General features: G+C 68.3%; 16 protein-coding genes. 10 read left to right on the top strand and 6 right to left on the bottom strand.

The window, feature by feature from the left end; translation table 11 throughout:
• The first annotated feature begins 125 nt into the window (after window positions 1-125).
• From AB0L70_RS12620 to AB0L70_RS12600, 5 genes are all read left to right on the top strand, one after another.
• Window positions 126-1,397 (top strand): NYN domain-containing protein, encoded by a 1,272-nt coding sequence (locus tag AB0L70_RS12620; protein WP_363683128.1) that lies wholly within the window; start codon window positions 126-128, stop codon window positions 1,395-1,397.
• 573 nt (window positions 1,398-1,970) lie between these two features.
• On the top strand, window positions 1,971-3,029 hold the full coding sequence (locus AB0L70_RS12615) for an NlpC/P60 family protein (protein WP_363683126.1): 1,059 nt from the start codon (window positions 1,971-1,973) through the stop codon (window positions 3,027-3,029).
• 99 nt (window positions 3,030-3,128) lie between these two features.
• Complete coding sequence (locus AB0L70_RS12610; protein WP_363683124.1) at window positions 3,129-4,601, top strand: hypothetical protein; 1,473 nt, start codon at window positions 3,129-3,131, stop codon at window positions 4,599-4,601.
• Between the two features lie 9 nt (window positions 4,602-4,610).
• Window positions 4,611-5,852, top strand: a complete 1,242-nt coding sequence (locus AB0L70_RS12605) for a M48 family metalloprotease (protein WP_363683122.1) — start codon at window positions 4,611-4,613, stop codon at window positions 5,850-5,852.
• The gene (locus AB0L70_RS12600; RefSeq protein WP_363683120.1) at window positions 5,849-6,961 is read left to right on the top strand and encodes a glycosyltransferase family 4 protein; all 1,113 of its coding nucleotides are present in this window, start codon (window positions 5,849-5,851) and stop codon (window positions 6,959-6,961) included. Before AB0L70_RS12605 ends, AB0L70_RS12600 begins: the two co-directional genes overlap by 4 nt.
• A gap of 3 nt (window positions 6,962-6,964) precedes the next feature.
• Here AB0L70_RS12600 and AB0L70_RS12595 read toward each other — a convergent pair whose 3' ends face one another.
• A complete protein-coding gene (locus AB0L70_RS12595; protein ID WP_363683118.1) occupies window positions 6,965-8,884 on the bottom strand; it encodes an alpha/beta fold hydrolase in 1,920 nt (639 codons plus the stop codon).
• A gap of 135 nt (window positions 8,885-9,019) precedes the next feature.
• Between AB0L70_RS12595 and AB0L70_RS12590 the strand changes: the two genes are divergently transcribed.
• The 4 genes from AB0L70_RS12590 to AB0L70_RS12575 all read left to right on the top strand — a co-directional run bounded on the left by AB0L70_RS12590 (window position 9,020) and on the right by AB0L70_RS12575 (window position 13,116).
• Window positions 9,020-9,385, top strand: a complete 366-nt coding sequence (locus AB0L70_RS12590) for a response regulator transcription factor (RefSeq protein WP_363683116.1) — start codon at window positions 9,020-9,022, stop codon at window positions 9,383-9,385.
• On the top strand, window positions 9,382-11,115 hold the full coding sequence (locus tag AB0L70_RS12585; protein WP_363683113.1) for a sensor histidine kinase: 1,734 nt from the start codon (window positions 9,382-9,384) through the stop codon (window positions 11,113-11,115). The genes AB0L70_RS12590 and AB0L70_RS12585 overlap by 4 nt, the downstream gene beginning before the upstream one ends.
• Window positions 11,103-11,750 (top strand): response regulator transcription factor, encoded by a 648-nt coding sequence (locus AB0L70_RS12580; RefSeq protein WP_363683111.1) that lies wholly within the window; start codon window positions 11,103-11,105, stop codon window positions 11,748-11,750. Before AB0L70_RS12585 ends, AB0L70_RS12580 begins: the two co-directional genes overlap by 13 nt.
• Before the next feature lie 214 nt (window positions 11,751-11,964).
• On the top strand, window positions 11,965-13,116 hold the full coding sequence (locus AB0L70_RS12575; RefSeq protein WP_363683109.1) for an alanine--tRNA ligase-related protein: 1,152 nt from the start codon (window positions 11,965-11,967) through the stop codon (window positions 13,114-13,116).
• On the opposite strand, the gene AB0L70_RS12570 is transcribed toward AB0L70_RS12575, so the two are convergent.
• Genes AB0L70_RS12570 through AB0L70_RS12560 form a run of 3 tightly spaced genes read right to left on the bottom strand, consistent with a single transcriptional unit; the run spans window position 13,109 to window position 15,813 of the window.
• Entirely contained in the window at window positions 13,109-14,092 is a 984-nt protein-coding gene (locus tag AB0L70_RS12570; protein ID WP_363683107.1) for an EamA family transporter, read from the bottom strand. The two genes, AB0L70_RS12575 and AB0L70_RS12570, sit on opposite strands and share 8 nt — an antisense overlap.
• Before the next feature lie 45 nt (window positions 14,093-14,137).
• Complete coding sequence (locus AB0L70_RS12565; RefSeq protein ID WP_363683105.1) at window positions 14,138-14,809, bottom strand: hypothetical protein; 672 nt, start codon at window positions 14,807-14,809, stop codon at window positions 14,138-14,140.
• Between the two features lie 26 nt (window positions 14,810-14,835).
• The gene (locus AB0L70_RS12560; RefSeq protein ID WP_363683103.1) at window positions 14,836-15,813 is read right to left on the bottom strand and encodes a DUF5937 family protein; all 978 of its coding nucleotides are present in this window, start codon (window positions 15,811-15,813) and stop codon (window positions 14,836-14,838) included.
• A 67-nt stretch (window positions 15,814-15,880) separates the two neighbouring features.
• Between AB0L70_RS12560 and AB0L70_RS12555 the strand changes: the two genes are divergently transcribed.
• Window positions 15,881-17,086 carry an MFS transporter gene (locus AB0L70_RS12555; protein WP_363683101.1) on the top strand — a complete coding sequence of 402 codons (1,206 nt, stop codon included), beginning with the start codon at window positions 15,881-15,883 and terminating at the stop codon, window positions 17,084-17,086.
• Here AB0L70_RS12555 and AB0L70_RS12550 read toward each other — a convergent pair.
• Entirely contained in the window at window positions 17,035-18,036 is a 1,002-nt protein-coding gene (locus tag AB0L70_RS12550) for a LacI family DNA-binding transcriptional regulator (protein ID WP_363683099.1), read from the bottom strand. The two genes, AB0L70_RS12555 and AB0L70_RS12550, sit on opposite strands and share 52 nt — an antisense overlap.
• The gene (locus tag AB0L70_RS12545; RefSeq protein ID WP_363683097.1) at window positions 18,029-19,762 is read right to left on the bottom strand and encodes a glycoside hydrolase family 36 protein; all 1,734 of its coding nucleotides are present in this window, start codon (window positions 19,760-19,762) and stop codon (window positions 18,029-18,031) included. The genes AB0L70_RS12550 and AB0L70_RS12545 overlap by 8 nt, the downstream gene beginning before the upstream one ends.
• Window positions 19,763-19,769 lie beyond the last annotated feature (7 nt).

Here is a 19,769-nt window from a genome sequence, read left to right as displayed (position 1 = left end):
CGCGATTCCGGCCCGTTGGCCGGTCCGTTGTGGTCTGCATCACCGGCCGGGCTGCTGCCAGGCTGTCGTTCGGGCCGGACTGCGGACCGGTGACTGAGGCAGGCACCGCCGCGAGCTCCGCCGCTATGACTTTGCCCGAACCGGTCCGGCAACGGGTCCTCTCCTTTGCCGCGCACGCACTCGGTCAGCTCCCCGCGTCCGACATCCCGGCTCCGCTGCGCCGTTTCGCCAGTTTCGCGCCGGCCAAGCGGGCCAAACTGTCCGCGTCGGTGCTCGGCCCGATCCTCGAGACCGACGAGCACTTCCGCCGGCTGACCGCGTTCCAGGTACGCCGGGAGCACGCGGAGCTCGGCGACGCGGTGGCCGAAGGGATCCCGGTCCCGACCGCGGATCCGGTCGAGGTCGCGGCCCTCGCCTACCTGCTCCGTCCGGACGACTGGGAACGGCACGTGGCCGCGGCAGCTCAGGTGCCGGTCGAGACGTCACACGCCGACGAGGAAGCCGTCAGCAGGCTCTCCGACCAGCTCGACCAGGCCCGGACCGAGACGCGACAGGTCCGCGAACGGCTTCGCGAACAGGTCAACGAGCTCAAAGCCGAGAACGTCACGTTGCGCCGCAAGCTCAACGAGGCGCGGCAGCGGATCAGCGGTCTGCAGAGCGACCTCGAGCATCAGACCAAGCAGGCCGACACCGCCGACGAACGGGTCGATGCGGCCCGCGCCGAGGTGGATCGTGAGCTGCGCAAACTCAGATCCCGCATCACCGAACTCGAAGCGATCGAACACGCCGCCCGCCGGTCCGCGGGACAGGAACGCGAGCTCGCGTCGACACGGACCCGGCTGCTGCTGGACACGATGCTCGAGGCAGCGAGTGGCTTGCGCCGCGAACTGGCCTTGCCACCCGGGGGAGAGCTCCGTCCGGCCGACACGGTCGCGGGCACGGAGCCAGACGCCGCACCAATCGGGCGTACGGCGCCTGAGGACGACCCGGCGTTGTTCGACGAATTGCTGGCGTTGCCGCAGGTCCACCTGGTCATCGACGGCTACAACGTCACGAAGACCGCCTGGCCGAACTCGCCGTTGCACTCGCAGCGCCAGCGATTGGTGACCGCATTGGGTGCGCTGGTCGCGCAACGACGGATCGAAGTCACCGTGGTCTTCGACGGCGCCGAACTTTCGGGCCCGGTGCAACTGAATCCACCCCGTGGTGTGCGGGTGCGGTTCAGCCCGGCCGGAGTGATCGCGGATGACGTGATCCGGCAACTTGTCCGCGCCGAGCCGCCAGGGCGCCCGGTGGTGGTCGTTTCGACCGACCGTGAGGTTGCCGAGAGCATCATGAAGCTCGGTGCCCGCTCACTGTCCGCGTCCAGCCTGATTGCGCGGATCGCTCGCGCCTAGCGAACAAAACTGTCGGCGGGCCTCTCTAGCGTCCTCATCAGCCGGATGCAAGTCCGGGTGCTTCCCCACTTTGGAGGACGTTGTGCTGATCGACTGCGACGCGTGTGCGATGCGGGGTCCTGGCTGCCAGGACTGCGTTGTCACGGTAGTGCTCGCCATCTCTGCAGAAAGATCCAGTTCGGCGGAGCGGTCCGGCAGCTTGCGGATCGATGACGACGAGAAGGCCGCTTTGGACGCGCTGGCGGAATCCGGTCTGGTTCCACCTTTACGCCTCGTGCACGCCGTCAGCAGTGTCGACCTCGACGCTGCTGCCGAAATCCCTGACGGAGAAGGTGAAACGGCCGTTGGGTCGGGGTGACGCTTCGTTAATTTTGGATCAAACCCGAGGGGCGAATTGCACTGGTCACGAAACGGTCACTACTGTTACGTCTCGTTGCCTCAGGGTGTCGTTCGATCAGGACGACCGGGCAGCGGCAAGCCGAGGGAGTAGCCCGTCGGCGACTGTGGGTGAGAAACCCATAGCCGGCGTGGCTGACGGGGACGGCGCGAGCAGAGGAAGGGACCGACCGGGCTGTGTCCATCGGACGCATCAACCGCACCAAGGGAATCGCCCTCGCCGCCATCACCAGCACCGCTGTCATCGCTGGCGTGCTGTTCATCCAGGGAGCTGCGGACGCTGATCCGAAGCCGACCCTGGAGCAGGCCAAGACCCAGGTCGCGGCGCTGCAGCACAAGGCCGAGATCGCCGGTGAAGGAGCGAACGACCTGCGCGGGCAGATCGATGCCGCGAACGCCCGGGTGAAGGCCCTGCGGGCCGGTATCGCCACGCAGCAGGGCTCGGTCGACACGGTGAAGCGCCAGATCGGCTCCCTCGCGGTCGCTGGGTACCAGAGCTCCGGGATGTCGACGACCGCCCAGCTGCTGCTCTCGCAGAACCCGGACCAGTTCCTCAGCCAGGCCTCCACGGCCCAGGCCTTCGCCGGTCAGCAGGACGCCGTACTGCGCCGCTACCAGCAGGCCCAGGGCAAGCTGAACGACCTCCAGGCCGGCGAGCAGGCCGAGCTGGCCGCGTTGCAGGCCGTGCAGGCCAAGCAGGACGCGCTGAAGGCGCAGATCCAGACCAACCTCGACGCCGCGCAGAAGGTGCTCGACAAGCTCAGCGACACCGAGCGCAAGCGGATCGAGCAGGAGAACGCCGACGAGGCCGAGAAGGCGCGCAAGGAGCGCCCGACCCGCTCCGGCGACCGGATGGACGACGAGGTCGACCTCCCCGTGCCGGCCAACGGTCGCGCCGGGACCGCGGTCCAGGCCGCGCTCTCGCAGATGGGCGACCCGTACGTCTGGGGCGCCGAGGGTCCTAGCTCCTACGACTGCTCCGGCCTGATGATGTACGCCTGGGGCAAGGCCGGTGTGTCCCTCTCGCACTCGTCGAAGGCACAGGCGAGCGAGGGCCGCCGGGTCAGCAAGAGCCAGCTGATGCCGGGCGACCTGGTGTTCTACTACTCACCGATCAGCCACGTCGCGATGTACATCGGCAACGGCCGGATCGTGCACGCCCCGCGCCCGGGCAAGTCGGTCCAGATCGCCCCGATGAACGAGATGCCCTTCAACACCGCGGTCCGCCCGGGCTGACCTGTTTCTCTTGACATACTCATCGGCTCCGGGGGACAACCCCCGGGGCCGAGTCGTTTCACGGACGTCCAGGTGCCGTAATGTCGGAGGAGGCACGTAGTGTCCCGCCTGACTGGGGCAGGTGAGCAGCGAGGGGCCGAGGTGATCGACGAAGAGGGCGATACCGTGCCGCTCCCGGTCGTCGCTCCGGCTGATGACCGTCCGCAGCCTCGCGGTGACGGACCGTCCGGTGGTCGCCGGCTCCCGCCGTCCTTCGGCCCGATCGCCAAGAAGGTCGCCCTCGGCCTGGCCGTCTGCCTGGTCGCCGGAGCCGGGTACGCCGGACTTCAGCAGATCGCCAACGCGCCCGCCGACCCGAACGCGCCCGGCGCGCACAAGGCCCAGACCTCCTCGACTCCTGACGAAGCAGCCAAGGGCGTACAGCGTGCTGTCGCCGGCGAGGCCGTCCTGCAGAAGATGTCCGACGCGGTCGAGAGCGACAACCGCACCGAGTTCCTGGACACGATCGACCCGAAGGCCGCCGAGTTCAGGGCCAGCGCGCGGACGATCTTCGCCAACCTGAGCACGCTCCCGATCGGCACGTTCCAGTTGCGCTACGTGAGCGACGACATCGCCGCGCTCACCCCGGACCGCCAGACCGAGCTCGGCGGGACGCAGTCCTGGCTGGCTCAGGTCGAGGTGTCCTGGCAGCTGTCAGGGTTCGACACCAAACCCGCCCGGGAGACCTTGCCGGTCACCTTCGTCGTTCGGGACGGGACGACGTACGCAGCGTCGTTCTCGGAGCGGTTCCTGGCTGGGCAGCGCCGGCCGATCTGGGCGCTCGGCCCGATCGACGTAGCCAAGGGCACGCACAGTCTCGTGATCAGCCTCGACTCGGAGGCGGACGCGAAGGGCTATGTCTCGGTCGCGGATCGCGCGGTCGAGTCGGTCACCAAGGTGTGGGGCAAGGCCTGGAAACAGAAGGTGGTCGTCTATCTGCCGGCCAAGCAGGCGCAGATGGAGTCCGTCCTCGGCGCCCAACCGAACACGTACACCCAGATCGCGGCCGTCACGATGGCTGAGCTCGACAGTCCACTGGCCGGGGCTCCGGTCCGGATCGTCGCCAATCCGAAGCTCTTCGAGGAGCTCGGCAAGCAGGGCCGCCGGATCGTGCTGACCCACGAGACCACCCACGTCGCGTCGACCGCGACCGCGTCGCCGGTGCCGTTGTGGCTGGCCGAGGGATTCGCCGATTACGTCGCGTTCACCGCTGTCCCCGTGCAGGACGAGTCGGCGGCGAAGGAGTTGTTCAAGGGGGTCCGGGAAGGCAAGGTTCCGGCCACGCTCCCGTCGCCGAACGCGTTCGCAGCGTCCGCCACCGAGCTGCCACAGGCCTACGAGTCGGCGTGGCTGGCCTGCCGGCTGATAGCGGAGCGGGAGGGGCAGGCCAAGCTGGTGAAGTTCTACCGGGCCGTGCACGCGTCGAAGACCACGACCGGCCTGGCGGATGCGTTCAAGTCGGTGCTGGGGATGACCGAGGCGGAGTTCGTCGCCGAGTGGCAGAAGTACCTCAAGCGGCTCGCCGGTGTCTGATGGGCTGCTGTGTCTGATTCAGTGAAGTGGTGGGCGCCTCGAGTGGTCGCCGCCGTCCTTGCCGTGGAAGTGGTGGCGATGATCGTCATCAGCCTGCCCTGGCATCTGCCCGGTTCCTCGGGTTCGGACACTGCCCTGGATTTCACTGCCGCGGAGATCGCCCGCCAGAACGCCTTCCGGCACGCGTTGTTGCCGTGGTCAACGACCTCCTGGCTGCTCTCGGTGGCGGTCCCACTCGTGATCGGCTTCAGCCCACTCGGCCGACGGTTGTACGACGCCCTGCACCTCAAACGGCTCTGGTACGTCTCTGTGCCGCTCCTCGTCTTCGGGCTCGGACTGCTGACCAGCCTGATCACGGTCCCGACCGATGTGATGGCCGAGCGAGTCACCCGCCGGTACGGTCTGTCGGTGCAGGACTGGAGCCTCTGGACTCGCGACCGCATCGTGAACTGGGCGCTGATGTCACTCGCACTTGCGGTGATCGCGCTGGTCCTGATTGCCTTTGCCCGTAAGTGGAAACAGAGCTGGTGGTTGCCTGCGGCAAGTGCTGCTGCCGTGTTGGTGCTGGGCGTTTCGTTCGCGTACCCGGTGCTGGTCGAGCCGCGGTTCAACCAGTTCAGTTCGATGCCGGCCGGGGCATTGCGCGATGACTTCATGAAGCTCGCCGCGGATGACGGCGTACCGGTCAAGGATGTGCTGGTCGCGGATGCTTCGAAGCGGACGACCGCTTTGAATGCTTACGTTTCCGGCTTCGGGTCGACCCGTCGGCTGGTCGTCTACGACACGCTGCTGAAGGACACGCCGCCGGCGCAGGTGCGGCTGGTGGTCGCGCACGAACTCGGTCACGCGTCGGAGGACGACGTACTGCACGGGACGTTGATCGGTGTCCTCGGTGCGGCCCTCGGGGTGGTGTTGCTGCAGTTGTTGCTCGGGACAAGGATGGCTGACCCACGACGGACCGCGATGCTGCTCGCGCTGATCGTTGCCGCGACGACGGTCAGCGCCCCGGTGCAGAACTTCGTCAGCCGCCGGATCGAGTCGCGCGCCGATTTCCACTCGCTGCAGCTGACGAAGGACCCGCGGAACTTCGTCGCGATGCAGCACGATCTGGCCGTGACAAACATCTCCGGGCTGGACCCGAGTTGGTGGCGGGTCTGGCTGTTCGCCACCCACCCAACCCCGCCGGAGCGGATCGCGATGGGCCGGGCCTGGGCGTCCGAACACGGCCTGACCGTTCCGCCGCAGCGATGACTGTCCTTCTCGTCACCAATGACTTTCCGCCGCGGCAGGGCGGGATCGAGACGTTCGTCCGGTCGCTGTGCGACGAGCTGCCCGAGCTGGTGGTCTATACGTCGCACGAACCGGGCGATGCGGCGTACGACGCGAGTCTTCCGTTCCCGGTGATCCGGGATCGTACGACGATGTTGTTGCCGACGGCCCGGATCACCCGGAGGGCGGCCGGGCTGCTGCGTGAGTACGACGCCGACCGGGTGTTGTTCGGCGCGGCCGCGCCGCTCGGGCTGATGGGGCCGGCGTTGCGCCGGGCCGGTGCGCGGCGGATCGTGGCGATGACCCACGGGCATGAGACGTGGTGGGCCGGCGTACCGGGTGCTCGGCAGGCGCTGCGGCGGATCGGTGACGCGGCGGACACGGTGACCACGGTGTCGTCGTGGTGTGCTGATCGGATTGCGCCGGCGTTGTCGCCGGCTGCGGTACGGCGGATGCGGCGGTTGACGCCTGGGGTCGATACGGACCGGTTCTTTCCGGGGTGCGGGGGAGAGCAGGTTCGGAAGGGGCTCGGTGGGGGGCCGATCGTGGCGTGTGTGTCGCGGCTGATCCCGCGCAAGGGTCAGGACACGCTGATCCGCGCTTGGCCGCGGGTGCTGGCTGAGGTTCCGTCGGCGATCCTCTTGCTGGTCGGCGGTGGGCCTGATCGCGAACGGCTCGAGGAGTTGGCGTCCGCGGTCGGGGTGCGCTCGTCGGTGGTCTTCACGGGCCCGGTGCCGTGGACGGACATTCCGCCGTACGTCGATGCCGCGGACGTGTTCGCGATGCCGTGCCGAACGAGGCGGTTCGGGCTAGAGCCCGAAGCTCTTGGGATCGTGACGCTAGAAGCCTCCGCCACCGGAAAGCCCGTCATCGTGGGCGATTCCGGCGGCGCCCCCGACACCGTCCGCCACGGCGAAACCGGCTACCTGGTAGACCCCTACAACCCAGTCTCCGTAGCCCTCCGCATCACCGACCTCCTCACCAACCCCACCCGAGCCCAATCCCTGGGTACCGCCGGCCGCGACTGGGTCCGCCGCGAATGGACCCGCCCTCACACAGGCGCCGTACTCCGCGAACTCCTCGACGTGTAGTTCTCAGTAGCCAGGAAGTGTGAGGGTTTGGGTTGTCGGGCCTTGGCGGAGGGTGAGGGTCAAGTCGCTGCCGAGCTTGGTGAACGGGCCGGTCAGCGTCGCCTGGATGGGTGGGCCGCTGGAGGTGCGGACTGTGAACGAGCCTTCGATGCCGTCGGGTGTCCAGGTTGTTGAACCCGAGACCCGCACGTCCTTGGTGAAGCGAGCATCGTCGAACACGAAGGGCACATCGGCATCAGGCACGTAGGTGATCGTGCCGCCACGCAGGCCGCCGGCGACCAGGCCGGAGATCGACGCGATATGGGACAGGCCGTCCAGCACCGTCCACGTGGTGACTGTGGCCAACCGTCGTACGTCGGGACTCGCGGCCGGACCGCTCGTCTGCTTGGCCACCGGAGCGGACGCCGCAGTCACGGGGAAGCTGCCGGGCATCCAATAGCCCGCCGGTGGGACCCGTGCACACGAGGTGTCCCCGACGTTGAGCGTGGTGATGAACCGCTGCAGCAACGCAGTCCCACACGGTCCCTCGAACCAGGTCGCGTGGCCGACAGCAGCCAACTCGACGTACTTCGACCCGACCAGCACCTTGCCCGCGATCCGCGCGAGCTCCTCCGGCACACCGGCGTCGTACTCGCCGGCCAGGATCAGTGACGGTATGCCGCGGACCTTCGTGCCGCTGGGGTAGTTCGGCCGGTCCTGCCAGCTCGACGCGATACAGGGCTGCGGCGAGTAGCCGAGATAGCCCGGATGGTCCCAAGCAGCCTTCGAGATCGGACCGTAGTGCGCCGGCTCAGCGGCGTACGCGGCCGCGTACTGCTGCGCGCGGCGCGCCGGACTCGCATCCTTGTCCCATTGAACCGGCAGATCGACACACATCCGGGCAAGCGCATGGCCGGCCGAGTACTCGCGCGGATCGCCGCTGTCGAAGCCGTTCGCCGGGTCGACGTCGGCCGCCAACCGGAGCAGCGGGACCGCGTCGCCGCGCCGGAGAGCCTCCGCGGCCGGGGTGATCTCGCCCGGCCCGACGAAGCTGCCGCCGTTGAAGAACATGATGCCGAAGGCAAGCAGGTTCTCGGTGACCGTGAGCTTGTGCGCGATTCCGTGCGAGTCGTATCCGGTCCCGGTGACCGGCGTACGACGAAGCCGATCGGCCAGCCAGGCAAGCGATCCGGCTGGATCACGATTCGCCGCGGCGCAACCCGGCGAGCGGCCGCAGACCGCGTTCACGAGAGTCGGGTAAGCCCTGGCCGGATAAGGGTTGAAGGGATCGGTATCCACAGCCAGGCCCGGTGCACCCAGGGAGATCGAGCGAACGTTCTGCTTCCACCTGGTCGCGTACGTGACCATGTCGAGGGTCGCGTACGACGCTCCGATCAGGTCGATGTCGCCGTACCCGAGGGTCCGCCGGACCTGCTCGAGGTCGTCGGCCACGTCGGTCGTGCTGTAGAAGTTCGCGGTGTCGCCCAGCTGGTCGTGGCACTGCGCCGCGGACGGGTAGAACGGTCCGCCGTGCTGCCAGGCCGGGCAGTCGATCGCCGCGGACAGGCCGAGGCCGCGCTGGTCGACGAACACCAGGTCGCGGGTCTCGGCCACGGTCGACAGCATGTCGGCGTACGGGTACTTGTCGAACGCGCTGATCGACGCGCCGGGACCGCCCAAGGTGATGAAGACCGCGCCGGCCGGGGCCGCGGCCGGGCCGGTGTGCGGAAAGACCTCGACATGCAAGGGGATCGTGCGGCTGTCGGGATGCTGCCGGTTGAGCGGTACCGGGATCGTCGCGCAGCGGAACGCCGGATCATCCACGCAAGCAGCAAGGCCGCGTGCCGGCGGTGCTGCCGTAGCGGCCGGCAGGGTGCCCGCGACAACGACCGCGACACACGTGCTGAGCGACACGACGAGCGTGCGGAGTCTGATGGTTGGCATGGCCTGGTCCCCTCCCTGGCGCTTCGTGGCCAGCGAAGCAGCCGGGCCCGCGAGGGCACATCCGGGCGGGCACCAGAGCGCGATTGAGGGCTGGCCCTGATTGACGGGTGGCCGGGTGGCCCCGACGATGTGGAGATGGGGGCGGCGCGAATCCTCATCGTGGACGACTACGTTCTGTTCCGGAGTTCGGCCCGCCGGATGCTGGAGTCGCACGGGTTCGACGTGATCGGCGAATCCGGTGACGGCAGCTCGGCGATCTCGGCCGTCCAGGCGCTCCGACCCGACGTAGTGCTGCTCGACGTCCAGCTGCCGGACATTGACGGGTTCGAGGTGGCCCGGCGGCTGGCCGAGGAGCCGGATGCGCCGGCGGTGATCCTGACCTCGATCCGGGATGCCTCCGCCTATCGCAGCCGCCTGCCCGGTACACCGGCGCTCGGCTTCATCTCGAAGGCCGAGTTGTCCGAGACCAGGATCTCCGAGCTCCTCGGATGTGGCGGATGAACCGCGTGGTCGCGGTCCTCGCCGGGCTGGCCGGCGGGGTCGGATGTCTGCTGTTGTGGCGGGCCGGAGACAACACGTGGCAATTCGGTCTGCTGCCGTGGCTCTACCTCGTCGCCGGCCTGATCGCCTGGACCCGGCAGCCGCGCAACCGGACCGGCGTCCTGCTGATCCTCACCGGCGTCGCGTACCTGATGTACCTGTTCGACGCGACCCGGATCCCGTTGTTGTGGACAATCGGCCTGGCGTTCGAACTCGCCATCCTACCGGCCCTGGCGCTGCTCCTGCTGGCCTTCCCCGGCGGTCGGTTGACCCAGCGCTGGGAGCGCCTCGCCGTACTCGCGGCCTGTGTCGCGGTCCTGTGCTGGACGACCATCCCGGCGTTCGGCGTCGACCCGCTCGAGATCGGGTGCGGGGACTGCCCGCCGGATCTGAACCTGATCCGGGCCGGTCCCGAGGTCGTCGACCTGATCGACCGGATCTACGCGGTCTTCCCGTCCAGGGTCTACTTCATGGTGCCGATGTTCGTCGGACTCGCGGCGGTGTGCGTGCTGCGCTGGTGGCGCGCGAGCGGTCCGCTCCGGCGGATCTCCGGTCCGGTGGTGGTTGCCGCCGTACCGTTGCTGTTGGCATTCAGTGTCCAGATCGTTGCCAACAGCCTCAAGTTCTACGACACGCATCCCGAGGTCCTCCGGGCCGCGCGAGAGGTCGGGACGTACGCCGGTCTCTTGCATCCGCTCGCGATCCTGGCGGGACTGTCACTCGCGTGGGTGCGGCAGGCCCGGATCGGCGAGTTGGTGACGGAGCTCGCGGATCACTCCCGGCTGGATCTGGTCGAGCAGGCGATGGCGCGGGTGCTGGGTGATCCGTCGCTGACGATCGGTCGCTGGGACGTCACGACGCAGCGGTATCTCACCGCGAACGGCGCCGTACTGGCCGACAGGTCGGGGCAGACCACGACGTACTTCGAGCATGACGGGGACCCGATGATCGCGGTGCTGCACGACAGTGCGCTGCTCGACGACGCGGACCTGCTCAGCTCGGCCGGTGCGGCAGTGCGGATGGCCGTCGACAACGACCGATTGAGGGCCGAGTTGAACGCGCAGCTTGCCGAGGTACGAGCGTCGCGCGCCCGGATCGTGGTTGCCGCAGACAACGAACGGCGCCGGCTCGAACGGGACCTGCACGACGGTGCCCAGCAACGGTTGGTATCGCTCGCACTCGACGCCCGGGTGACCGCGGCGAAGCTCGCGATCGAGGGTGATCCGGCCTCCGCGTGCTCGGTGGACGCGATCGCCGATGGGTTGACGACGGCGCTGGACGAACTCCGGGAGCTTGCCCGCGGCATCCATCCGTCGATCCTGGTCGACGAGGGCCTCGACTCGGCGCTGCGTTCGCTGACCGAACATTCCGCGGTCCCCGTGCGTCTGCTCGCCGTACCGGCTGAACGCCTGGAGCCGGCCATCGAGGCGGTGGCGTACTTCGTCATCTCCGAGGCCCTCGCCAACGCGGCCAAACACGCGTCGGCGACGGAGGTCTGTGTCTCGGTACGGCGTACCGATGGCCGACTGGTCGTAGAGATCCGCGATGACGGCAAGGGCGGCGCCGACCCGGAGGGATCGGGGTTGCGCGGTCTGGCCGATCGGGTTGCCGCGGTCGACGGCCGGCTCGGCGTGGACAGTCCGCCGGGCCGAGGAACGTGTGTACGCGCGGAGATCCCATGCGTGTCGTGATTGCGGAGGATTCGCTGCTGTTCCGGGAGGGGATGGCGCGGTTGCTCACCGAGGCCGGGTTCGAGGTCGTGGCGCAGGCCGGTGACGCCGAGGAGCTGCGGATCCTGGTTGAGCGGCACCGGCCGGAGGTGGCGATTGTCGACATCCGGATGCCACCCGGCTACGGCAAGGAAGGGTTGACGGCCGCGCAGGAGATCCGCGCCCACCACCCGGGCACCGCCGTGCTCGTGCTGTCCCAATACGTCGAACCCCAGTACGCGCTCACGTTGTTGTCGAGTGGTGCGACCGGGACCGGCTACCTGCTGAAGGACCGGGTGGTCGAGCTGACCGACTTCACCGACGCGGTCCGCCGGGTCGGTCGCGGCGACCTGGTCATCGATCCAGCCGTGGTCGAGCAGATCCTCAACCGCCCACGCAGCCCGGTCGAACGCCTCTCCGACCGCGAACGCGACGTCCTCGAACTGATGGCCCAGGGCCGGTCCAACCAGTCGATCACCGAGTCGCTGGTCCTCAGCCCGAAGACGGTCGAAGCCCACGTCCGCTCCATCTTCCACAAGTTCGCCCTGCCGCCGGCCCCCGACGACCACCGCCGGGTCCGGGCAGTCCTGATGTTCCTCCGGGCCTCCAGCACCTAGCAGAAGGTGCTGGACAGGTGGGTCCGGGGTTCGTGTAGTCTTTTGGACATGCGTCAGACGCTCCGACTTATCGCAGCCGTACGAGCTTTCAGCTCTCCGGCTGCCGCTGCCTGACATCTTCTTCACCAACCGGCGACCGGAAACGGTTCGCCGGTTTTGTTGTTTCTGACGCCCGGTGGTCTGGTTCCGGTCAATCCAGACAAGGACCAGGATCATGAACTTCAGCAGGACTTTCATCGACTTCTACCTCGACCGCGGGCACGTTCCGACGACCGGGTCCACGCTCATTCCGCGGCTCGGCGATCCGGTGCTCTTCACGACCTCGGGGATGCATCCACTCACGCCGTACCTGGAAGGCGAACCTCATCCGGTGGGGCGCCGACTCGTCGGGATCCAGCGATGTCTGCGAACCACCGATCTCGACGAGGTGGGGGATCCGACCCACCTGACCGTGTTCGAGATGCTCGGCTCGTGGTCGCTCGGCGACTACGGCACCCGCCAGACCCTGTTGTGGGGCTACGAACTGCTCACCCGCGACTTCGGCATCGACCCTGGGCACCTGTACGTGACGGTGTTCGGCGGCGACGACCAGGTGCCGTTGGACCAGGAGTCGCTGCAGACCTGGCAGGAGCTCGGCATCCCGGTCGAGCGGACCACCGACGACAACTGGTGGTCGAACGGCCCGACCGGCCCGTGCGGCCCGGACTCGGAGATCTTCTACTGGACCGGCAGGGGAGATCCGCAGGGTACGCCGACCACCGACGATCGCTGGGTGGAGATCTGGAACCACGTGATGATGCGCTACCGCCGCCTCGACGACGGATCGCTCGAATCGCTCAAGCAGCAGAACATCGACACCGGTCTCGGCCTGGAGCGGCTGACGATGCTGCTCGAAGGCAAGGACTCGGTGTTCGAGACCTCGCTGTTCGAGCCGTGGATGCGGATCGTCCCGAAGCTGTGGCAGCTGGACGAGCAGTCGCAGCGGATCGTGATCGACCACCTGCGGTCGAGCATGGTGATCGTCGGCGACGGTGTGCACCCGTCCAACACCGGCCGCGGCTATGTGCTGCGCCGGCTGATCCGGCGCGTGCTCACGCTGCTGTGGCGCGACGACGAGTCCCGGACGCTGTCGGACCTGCCGCTGGAGTTGTTCGAGCACACGCTGCACCACTTCCACCAGGGCGAGTCGGTGACGCTGGTCCGCCGGATCCTGATCGACGAGGAGATCCGGTTCAGCAACCTGCTCGACCGTGGCCGGAAGGTGCTCAGTCACGAGCGGTTTCACAAGTCCCTCGACGACACCGACTACGAGTACCTGCACGAGACCCACGGCCTGCCCCGCGAGCTGGTGGACTCGCTCAGATGACCGGATCCAGTACGTCGGTCCGGGGAGCGCCAGGATCAGCATCAACATCCGGGATCTCCGGGGGAGCGACCTTCCCGACCGACGACTGGGCCACGAACGCGCCGACCAGGACGATCGCACCGCCGATGATCTGGTTGGTGCGCAGGGTTTCGCCGAGCAGGATCAGGGCGAAGACGCACGCCGCCACGACCTCGACGTACGCGACGGCTCCGCCGATCGCCGCGGACAGGCGCTGGACCGCGGCCGCGCCGGCCAGGTAGGCGACGACAGTGCTGACGACGATCAGCCAGGTCGCCATCACCCAGCCGGGTGCGTGCCGGTGGCCGATCGCGATCGTGTCGGTCAGGACGTGCCACGGCACACCCCACGGCGCCGAGATCAGCGTGAGTACGACCGCGCCGACCACACTTCCGGCCGCGGTCATCACCAGCGGATCGGCGGCGCCGGTCAGCTTGTCGATCAGGATGAAGTACGTCGCCTGGCACGCGGCCGCCGCGAGCCCCGCGAGGAGCCCGATCAGGTCGATCGTGAGGCCGGACCAGATCTCCGCCACCGTCGCCAGGCCGATCACGGCGATCCCGACACCGACCGCGGCAGACCTCGGTACGGCGACCTTCTGCCCGAACTTGAGCCACGCCACGACCAGCACCGGCCCGGAGAACTCGAGCATCAGCGCGACCCCCACCGGCAACCGGCTGGCCGCGATGAAGAACAGCGTCTGACAGCCGGCGATCCCGGTCAGGCCGTACAGCACGAGCGCTTTCCAGGATGAGCGGGCCGCGCGGAGTCCCGCCGTACCGCGGAAGATCAGGGCGAGCGGGACGAGCAGGGCGGCGGCGCCGAGGATGCGTACCCAGGCCGCCTGTTCCGGCGTGAACCCGGCGCCGATCAGGGCCTTGGCAAACGGCCCCGACCCACCGAACGTGATCGCGGAGAAGACCGCGAACCCCAACCCCACCGATTTCGTGCTGTACATGGGCATAACAGTCTCATGCCCATTACAAGGCTGTCGAGAGACGTCTCAGAGGACGTTCACGGCGCGGGCCGCGACGACCGCGATCGTGAGCAGCGCGATCCCGGACTGGACCCCCATCAGCGTTTTCACCCGCGCGGTCAGCGGCATCGTGTCGGTCGGGCTGAACGCGGTCGCGGCGGTGAACGAGACGAACAGGTAGTCGGTGAAACCGGGCAGCCAGCGCTCCCAACCAGGCAGGTCGACGGTCATCTGCGGAAAGAGCAGGTCGGCCCGCTCGGCCTCGCGGTCGTGTTCGGGGGCGCGGGCGAACGGTCCGCCGCGGTCGACCTCCCAGTACCAGACCGCGAACGCGACAACGTTCGTCACCCAGATCAGCAGCGCACCCTTGACCAGGACCAGTCCCTGGTTGGCGGCGCCGTGGTTGAGGAAGTAGATCAGTCCGGCGAGGTAGAAGGCGTTGGCCAGGACGAGGACCGCGAGCAGGACGAGTTCGACCCATCGCAACCACGGTTCGTCGCGACGCAGATGGAACGGGTTCATCCAGACCAGCGGCAGCAGGAGCAGCAGGCCGAGCGCCGGCATCAGCCAGCGCGGCAGCCCGTTGATCTGGGTCGGGACCAGCAGTTGCAGGATCAGTACGGCGATCACGGCCAGCGAGGCCGGCCACCGCCGGATGTGGCGCATGCTGTGGGGCGCGGCCTTCGGAACCTTGTTCACTCCAGCATTCTGACGCCGAACGCGTCCTATCCGACGGATGCGTCGATGACGGCTTGTCCCACCTCGGTACGCCGGTAGTGCACCTGGTGACCGGTACGACGCCGATTCGCGAGGCCGGCGTCGTACAAGGCGGAGAGGTGTTCGGCGACGGTGGCGAGGGCCAGGCCGTACTGGGTCGAGAGTGCGCTCGTGGTGGCGGGTGGGTCGAGGGCGACGAGAAGCGTGGCGCGGGTGCGACCAAGGAGTCGGGCCAGCGGATCCGGGGGAGCGGGGGCGTCGGACCAGAGGCGGGCCGCGCCGCGGGCCGGGTAGACGAGGGTGGGTTGATAGCTGGGGTCGAGGACCATGACGAGATAGGGCCAGGCGAAGACGCCGGGGACGAGGAGGAGGCCCTGGCCGGTGAGTTCGCGGCCCGGCTCGCGGTAGCGCGGGGCGATCAGGCGGTCGTCGTCCCAGCTGAGGTTGGGGTGCAGGTCGTCGAACAACGCGGCCAGACCGCCCTCGGTCAGCTGCTGACCGCGGTAGGCGATGTCGTCTTCCAAGACCCGGCTGATCAGTGGCCAGTCGGGCTGGACGAGCAGGGTCCAGGCGCTCTCGATCGCGTCGGCGAGTTGTTCGCGGGTGCCGGAGAGGTCCTGGAGCATCTTGTTGATCTCGGCTGCGCCGGGGTTGTTCAGCTCGTCGCGGGAGCGGACCAGCTCGGTCTTCACCTGGTCGAGCGGCGTACTCCGGACCCGGGCGATCTCGGTCGCGAACTTGGCTCGGGAGGCTTTCGGTGGGGGAGTCAGGAAGTCCGGTGTGAACCCCACGCGAGGCTGCAAGGCCTTCAATTGGGTCAGGTCCAACTGGGCCACCACGTCACGCTTGCTTTCGACCCATCCGGCGTACAAGGGTCGATGCCGCGCGCCGTTCAGGACTCGCACTGCCGACATCGTCTCCCAGAGCGGCGAAGCCCCGAATCGGCATCGCAACGCGTCGCCCTGGCTGAACCGCAGTACCGTCATCGCGCAGAACTTTCGGCCACAACCAAAACTCTACGCCGGTTCATCGACCACCTCGCATTCTCTGCGGGTGAGGTCCTATCAAGCCGTCCTGGGTCTGCCCGGCATGCGGAGCGTGTTCGGGGCGCATGCCGTGAGCATGCTGGGGACGGTGGCGGCTCAGGTTGCCTTGTCGATCCTGATCTTCGAGCGGACCGGCTCGCCGTTGCTGTCGGCGCTCGTCCTGGTGTGCGCCTTTCTGCCGTACGCCGTCAGTGGGGTGCTGCTGTCCTCGTTCGCTGATCGATTTCCGGCGCGGCGGGTGCTGGTGGGGTGTGATCTGCTCAGCGGGCTGTGTATCGGGCTGATGCTGATCCCGGGGATGCCCGTCGGCGGGTTGCTGGGGTTGTTGCTACTGACCGGGGTGATCGCGCCGATCTTCGCGGGAGCACGAGCCGCGAGTCTCGCGCACCTGCTCCCGGCCGATCTCTTCCCGATCGGGAGGTCGTTGCTGCGGGCAATTAGTCAGGTGACCGTGCTGACCGGGTTCGCGCTGGGGGCGATCGCGGTGGCGGCGGTCGGACCGACCTGGTTGCTGGCCCTCGATGCGGTCACCTTCCTGGCGTCCGCGATCCTGATCGGCGTCGGTACGCCGTACACCCCGGCAGGTCAGCGGGAGAGCAACCCGATCAGCGATTCCTGGACCGGCCTGCGCTACCTCATCGCCACCAAGCGCCTCCGCAACCTGGTCGTACTGACCTGGGTCGCGCCCGCGTTCTCGTCAGTCCCGGACGGTCTGGCCGTCGCCTACACGGCCCAGGCCGGCACGGTGGCCGCGGCTGCGGGAGCACTCTTCACCGGTTACGCGACCGGCACAGTACTCGGCGAGCTCGTCGCCGCGCGGTTCACCCCTTCCACGCGGCGACGGCTCGTCGTCCCACTCCTGCTGCTCAGCCAGCTCCCGGCGATCGCCTTCCTCGCCACACCGTCCGTCCCGATCGCGGCGGTCCTGCTCGCCGTCTCCGGAGCCGGCTTCGCGTTCAACCAGGGCATCGACCCACTCATCCTGGATGCGGTCGACCCGGCGTACCGAGGTCGGCTCTTCACCCTCCAGACCAGCGGCCTGATGACGATCCAGGGCATCAGCATCGGCCTGGCCGGATTCGTCGGCACCTTCCTCGCACCGAATCTCACCATCGCCGCAGCCGGCATCCTCGGTACGACGACCACCCTCCTGATCGCCCGTCAGGCACTCGAGCGAACCACCAGGGGTGCGGTGACCAGTCGGCCGGGCTGATCGGTCTCGCCGCTGATCTCCTGCAACGCGCGGTCGAACAGGCATGCTGCGATGTCTCGCAGCGGAATGCGGGCCGTTGTCAGTGGGGTGTCGAGCATGCTCGCGAACGGGAAGTCGTTGAACCCGGTGACCGCGACATCCTCGCCGACCGCGACCCCGCGCCGCTGCAACGCTCGCATCGCGACCACGGCGTACGCGTCGTTGTCCGCGACGAAAACGTCCGTGTCGTCAGCGTCCTCGACGTACGACGCGACCGCTTCGAGGGAAGCGAAGGAGCGCACGACCGCCGAGGGGAACTCCTGCCGGAACCCGGCCTGCCGCTGGTGGACCCACGGCAACGCACTGTCCGTCGCGAGGTAGACCGCCCGCGAGCGCCCGGTCGACCGCAGATGCTGGGCGATCCCGGCCATCGACGTCTCGTTGTCCACGTCGACCCAGCACTGCCGATGCTGCGGTCCGGTCCGCCCGAAGGCGACGAACGGGAACCGCCGCTGGCTGAGGAACTCGATCCGCTCGTCCTGCGGCATCGTCTCCAGGACCACGATCGCGTCGACCTGCCGCGCCGCGATCAGCTTCTCGTACAGCGCGATCTCGGTCGCACCCTCGGTCGGGGTAGTGACGTGGACGCCGTACCCGGAGATCGCGGCCGCCTTCACCAGACCGCCGAGCAGACCGTGCAGGAACCCACCCAGGCCAGGGTTCTGGTCGCTGAACGACTCGTCCTCGAGGTACAGCGGCAACCCGATCACGTGGCTGCGACCGGACGACAACGCCCGGGCCGCGTGGTTCGGGATGTATCCGAGCTCCTTGATCGCCGCCCGCACGGTCTCGACCGTCGGGTCGGCCACCCGGTGTGGAGCGTTCAGCACGTTCGACACGGTCATCGCCGACACCCCGGCCCGGCGGGCCACATCCGCGACCGTCGTCCGTCGCGGCTTCTGCTCAACCAATCGATCCCCCTCGGTTCCGTTCGATCCGGGCCACACCGCCGATCGGTACGTCGATCGTCCACACCCCCTGCGGCGCCGACGTACTGCGGTGTACCTCGTGACCCGAACAATCAGACACTACGAGATCGACCGGCCCGGTCGACGCACCTTCGACGTAGATCCGCCGGTCCGCGCCGCCGTTCACCACGATCGTGGGCGAGTCGTCCAGCTGGACCACGGGGTTGCTGAACACCGCCACCACCGTGGTCCGGTCGCCGACCGCCCGCACCTGCGTGTACCGAGCATCCGGCCGCGACGGCGTCAGTACGCCGCCCAGCAACACGTCGGTGTGATCCCGCAGGAACCCGAGCCAGTGCCGCACCACACGCTCGTGCTCGGCCGACAGCGCATCGAGTTCCATCGACACCTGCGGCGTACTGAACATCGCGCCGATGAACTGCTGCGCCACGGTCTCCGCGGTTGCCGTCGGCGGCCACAGCAGCATGTCCGAGTGCACCGCTCGATCGCCGGCCAGCAGGCGACTGTCGACCGTGCGCACCCGGTTCTCCACCGGGTCCAGGGCGCAGTCGCCGGCGCGCAGGAACGTGCCGAACTGCCAGAGCCGCGGGTTCACGTAGTCCTGCCGGAACTCGATCAGCACGTCCGGCCGCAACTTCCGAAGCTCGGTGGTGACCGCTGTCAGGAGCAGCTCGACGCCTTCGTCGACGGACGTGCAATCGCCGCCCGGCGCCGGGGGAGGAGAGGACCAGGCCCACGAGTCGATGAAGTCGAGTTTCAATCCGTCGACTCCCCAGTCCCGCACCGGCCGGATGCAGCTCTCCAGCAGGTGCTCCCGAACCTCCGGGTAGCGCGGGTCGAGCACCGCGGTGACCTCGCCGTCCGCGAAACCGAGGGTCCGATCCTTCAACCGCTCCCAGGCCTTCGAGTTCACGCCGATCAGCGGCGGCGCGACCCAGAGCACGTAGCGCAGTCCGAGATCGTGCACCCGGCGTACGTGCGCGGCCATGTCCGGGAACGCCCGGCCGGTCGGCTCCCAGTCACCGCAGTACGCGTAGCCGCGGGCGGTGTCGTCGGTCTGCCAGCCGTCGTCGACAATCACCGCCTCACAGCCGTACGACGCACCCGCGCGGGCGTGCCGTTCGACCGATTCGGCGGAGACGTGCTGGTGGTCGCTGTACCAAGTCGAGTACATCGCCTGCCGGGCCACGTCGGGGACCGGAGCGATCCGGTCACCCAGCTTCGCGGTCCATTCCGCCGTCACACCGCGGAGAGCCTCGGCGAAGTGCAGGTCGCGCAGATCGATCCGCAGGGTGAAGCGCTGAGCCTCGGTGTCGTGCACGGTGAGCTCGATCAGCTGCTCGGCGCTCTCCTCGTTCACCCCGACCGCGAAGTCGCAGCCCCGGACACTTGCCGACAAGGAGATTGTCGACAAGTTGCGGTCCTGCGCGTCGATCAGTGCCGCGACCGGCGCCGAGCGGACCGACCGGACGTCACGATGCGAGCCCCAGTCGGTCGGCAGTTCGCGCCGCGATCCCTGCTCGGCCCGCCAAAGCGTCACCGCGGTCTCGGCCGGCCACATCCAGCGCAGGGTGACCGGTCCGTCCGCGGCTACGTCGTACCGCAGCACGCCTGGCTCGGTTGCCTTCCGCTCGGCAATCGTGGCGGTGCCTGTGAGTGTCCCGGTGCGCGTGCGGCCGTCGGGTGAGCGGATCTCGAAAGTCGTCACGCGGTGG

Source organism: Kribbella sp. NPDC051952 (genome assembly GCF_040680855.1).
GTDB lineage: Bacteria > Actinomycetota > Actinomycetes > Propionibacteriales > Kribbellaceae > Kribbella.
This window is presented reverse-complemented; position numbering and strand designations above follow the sequence as displayed.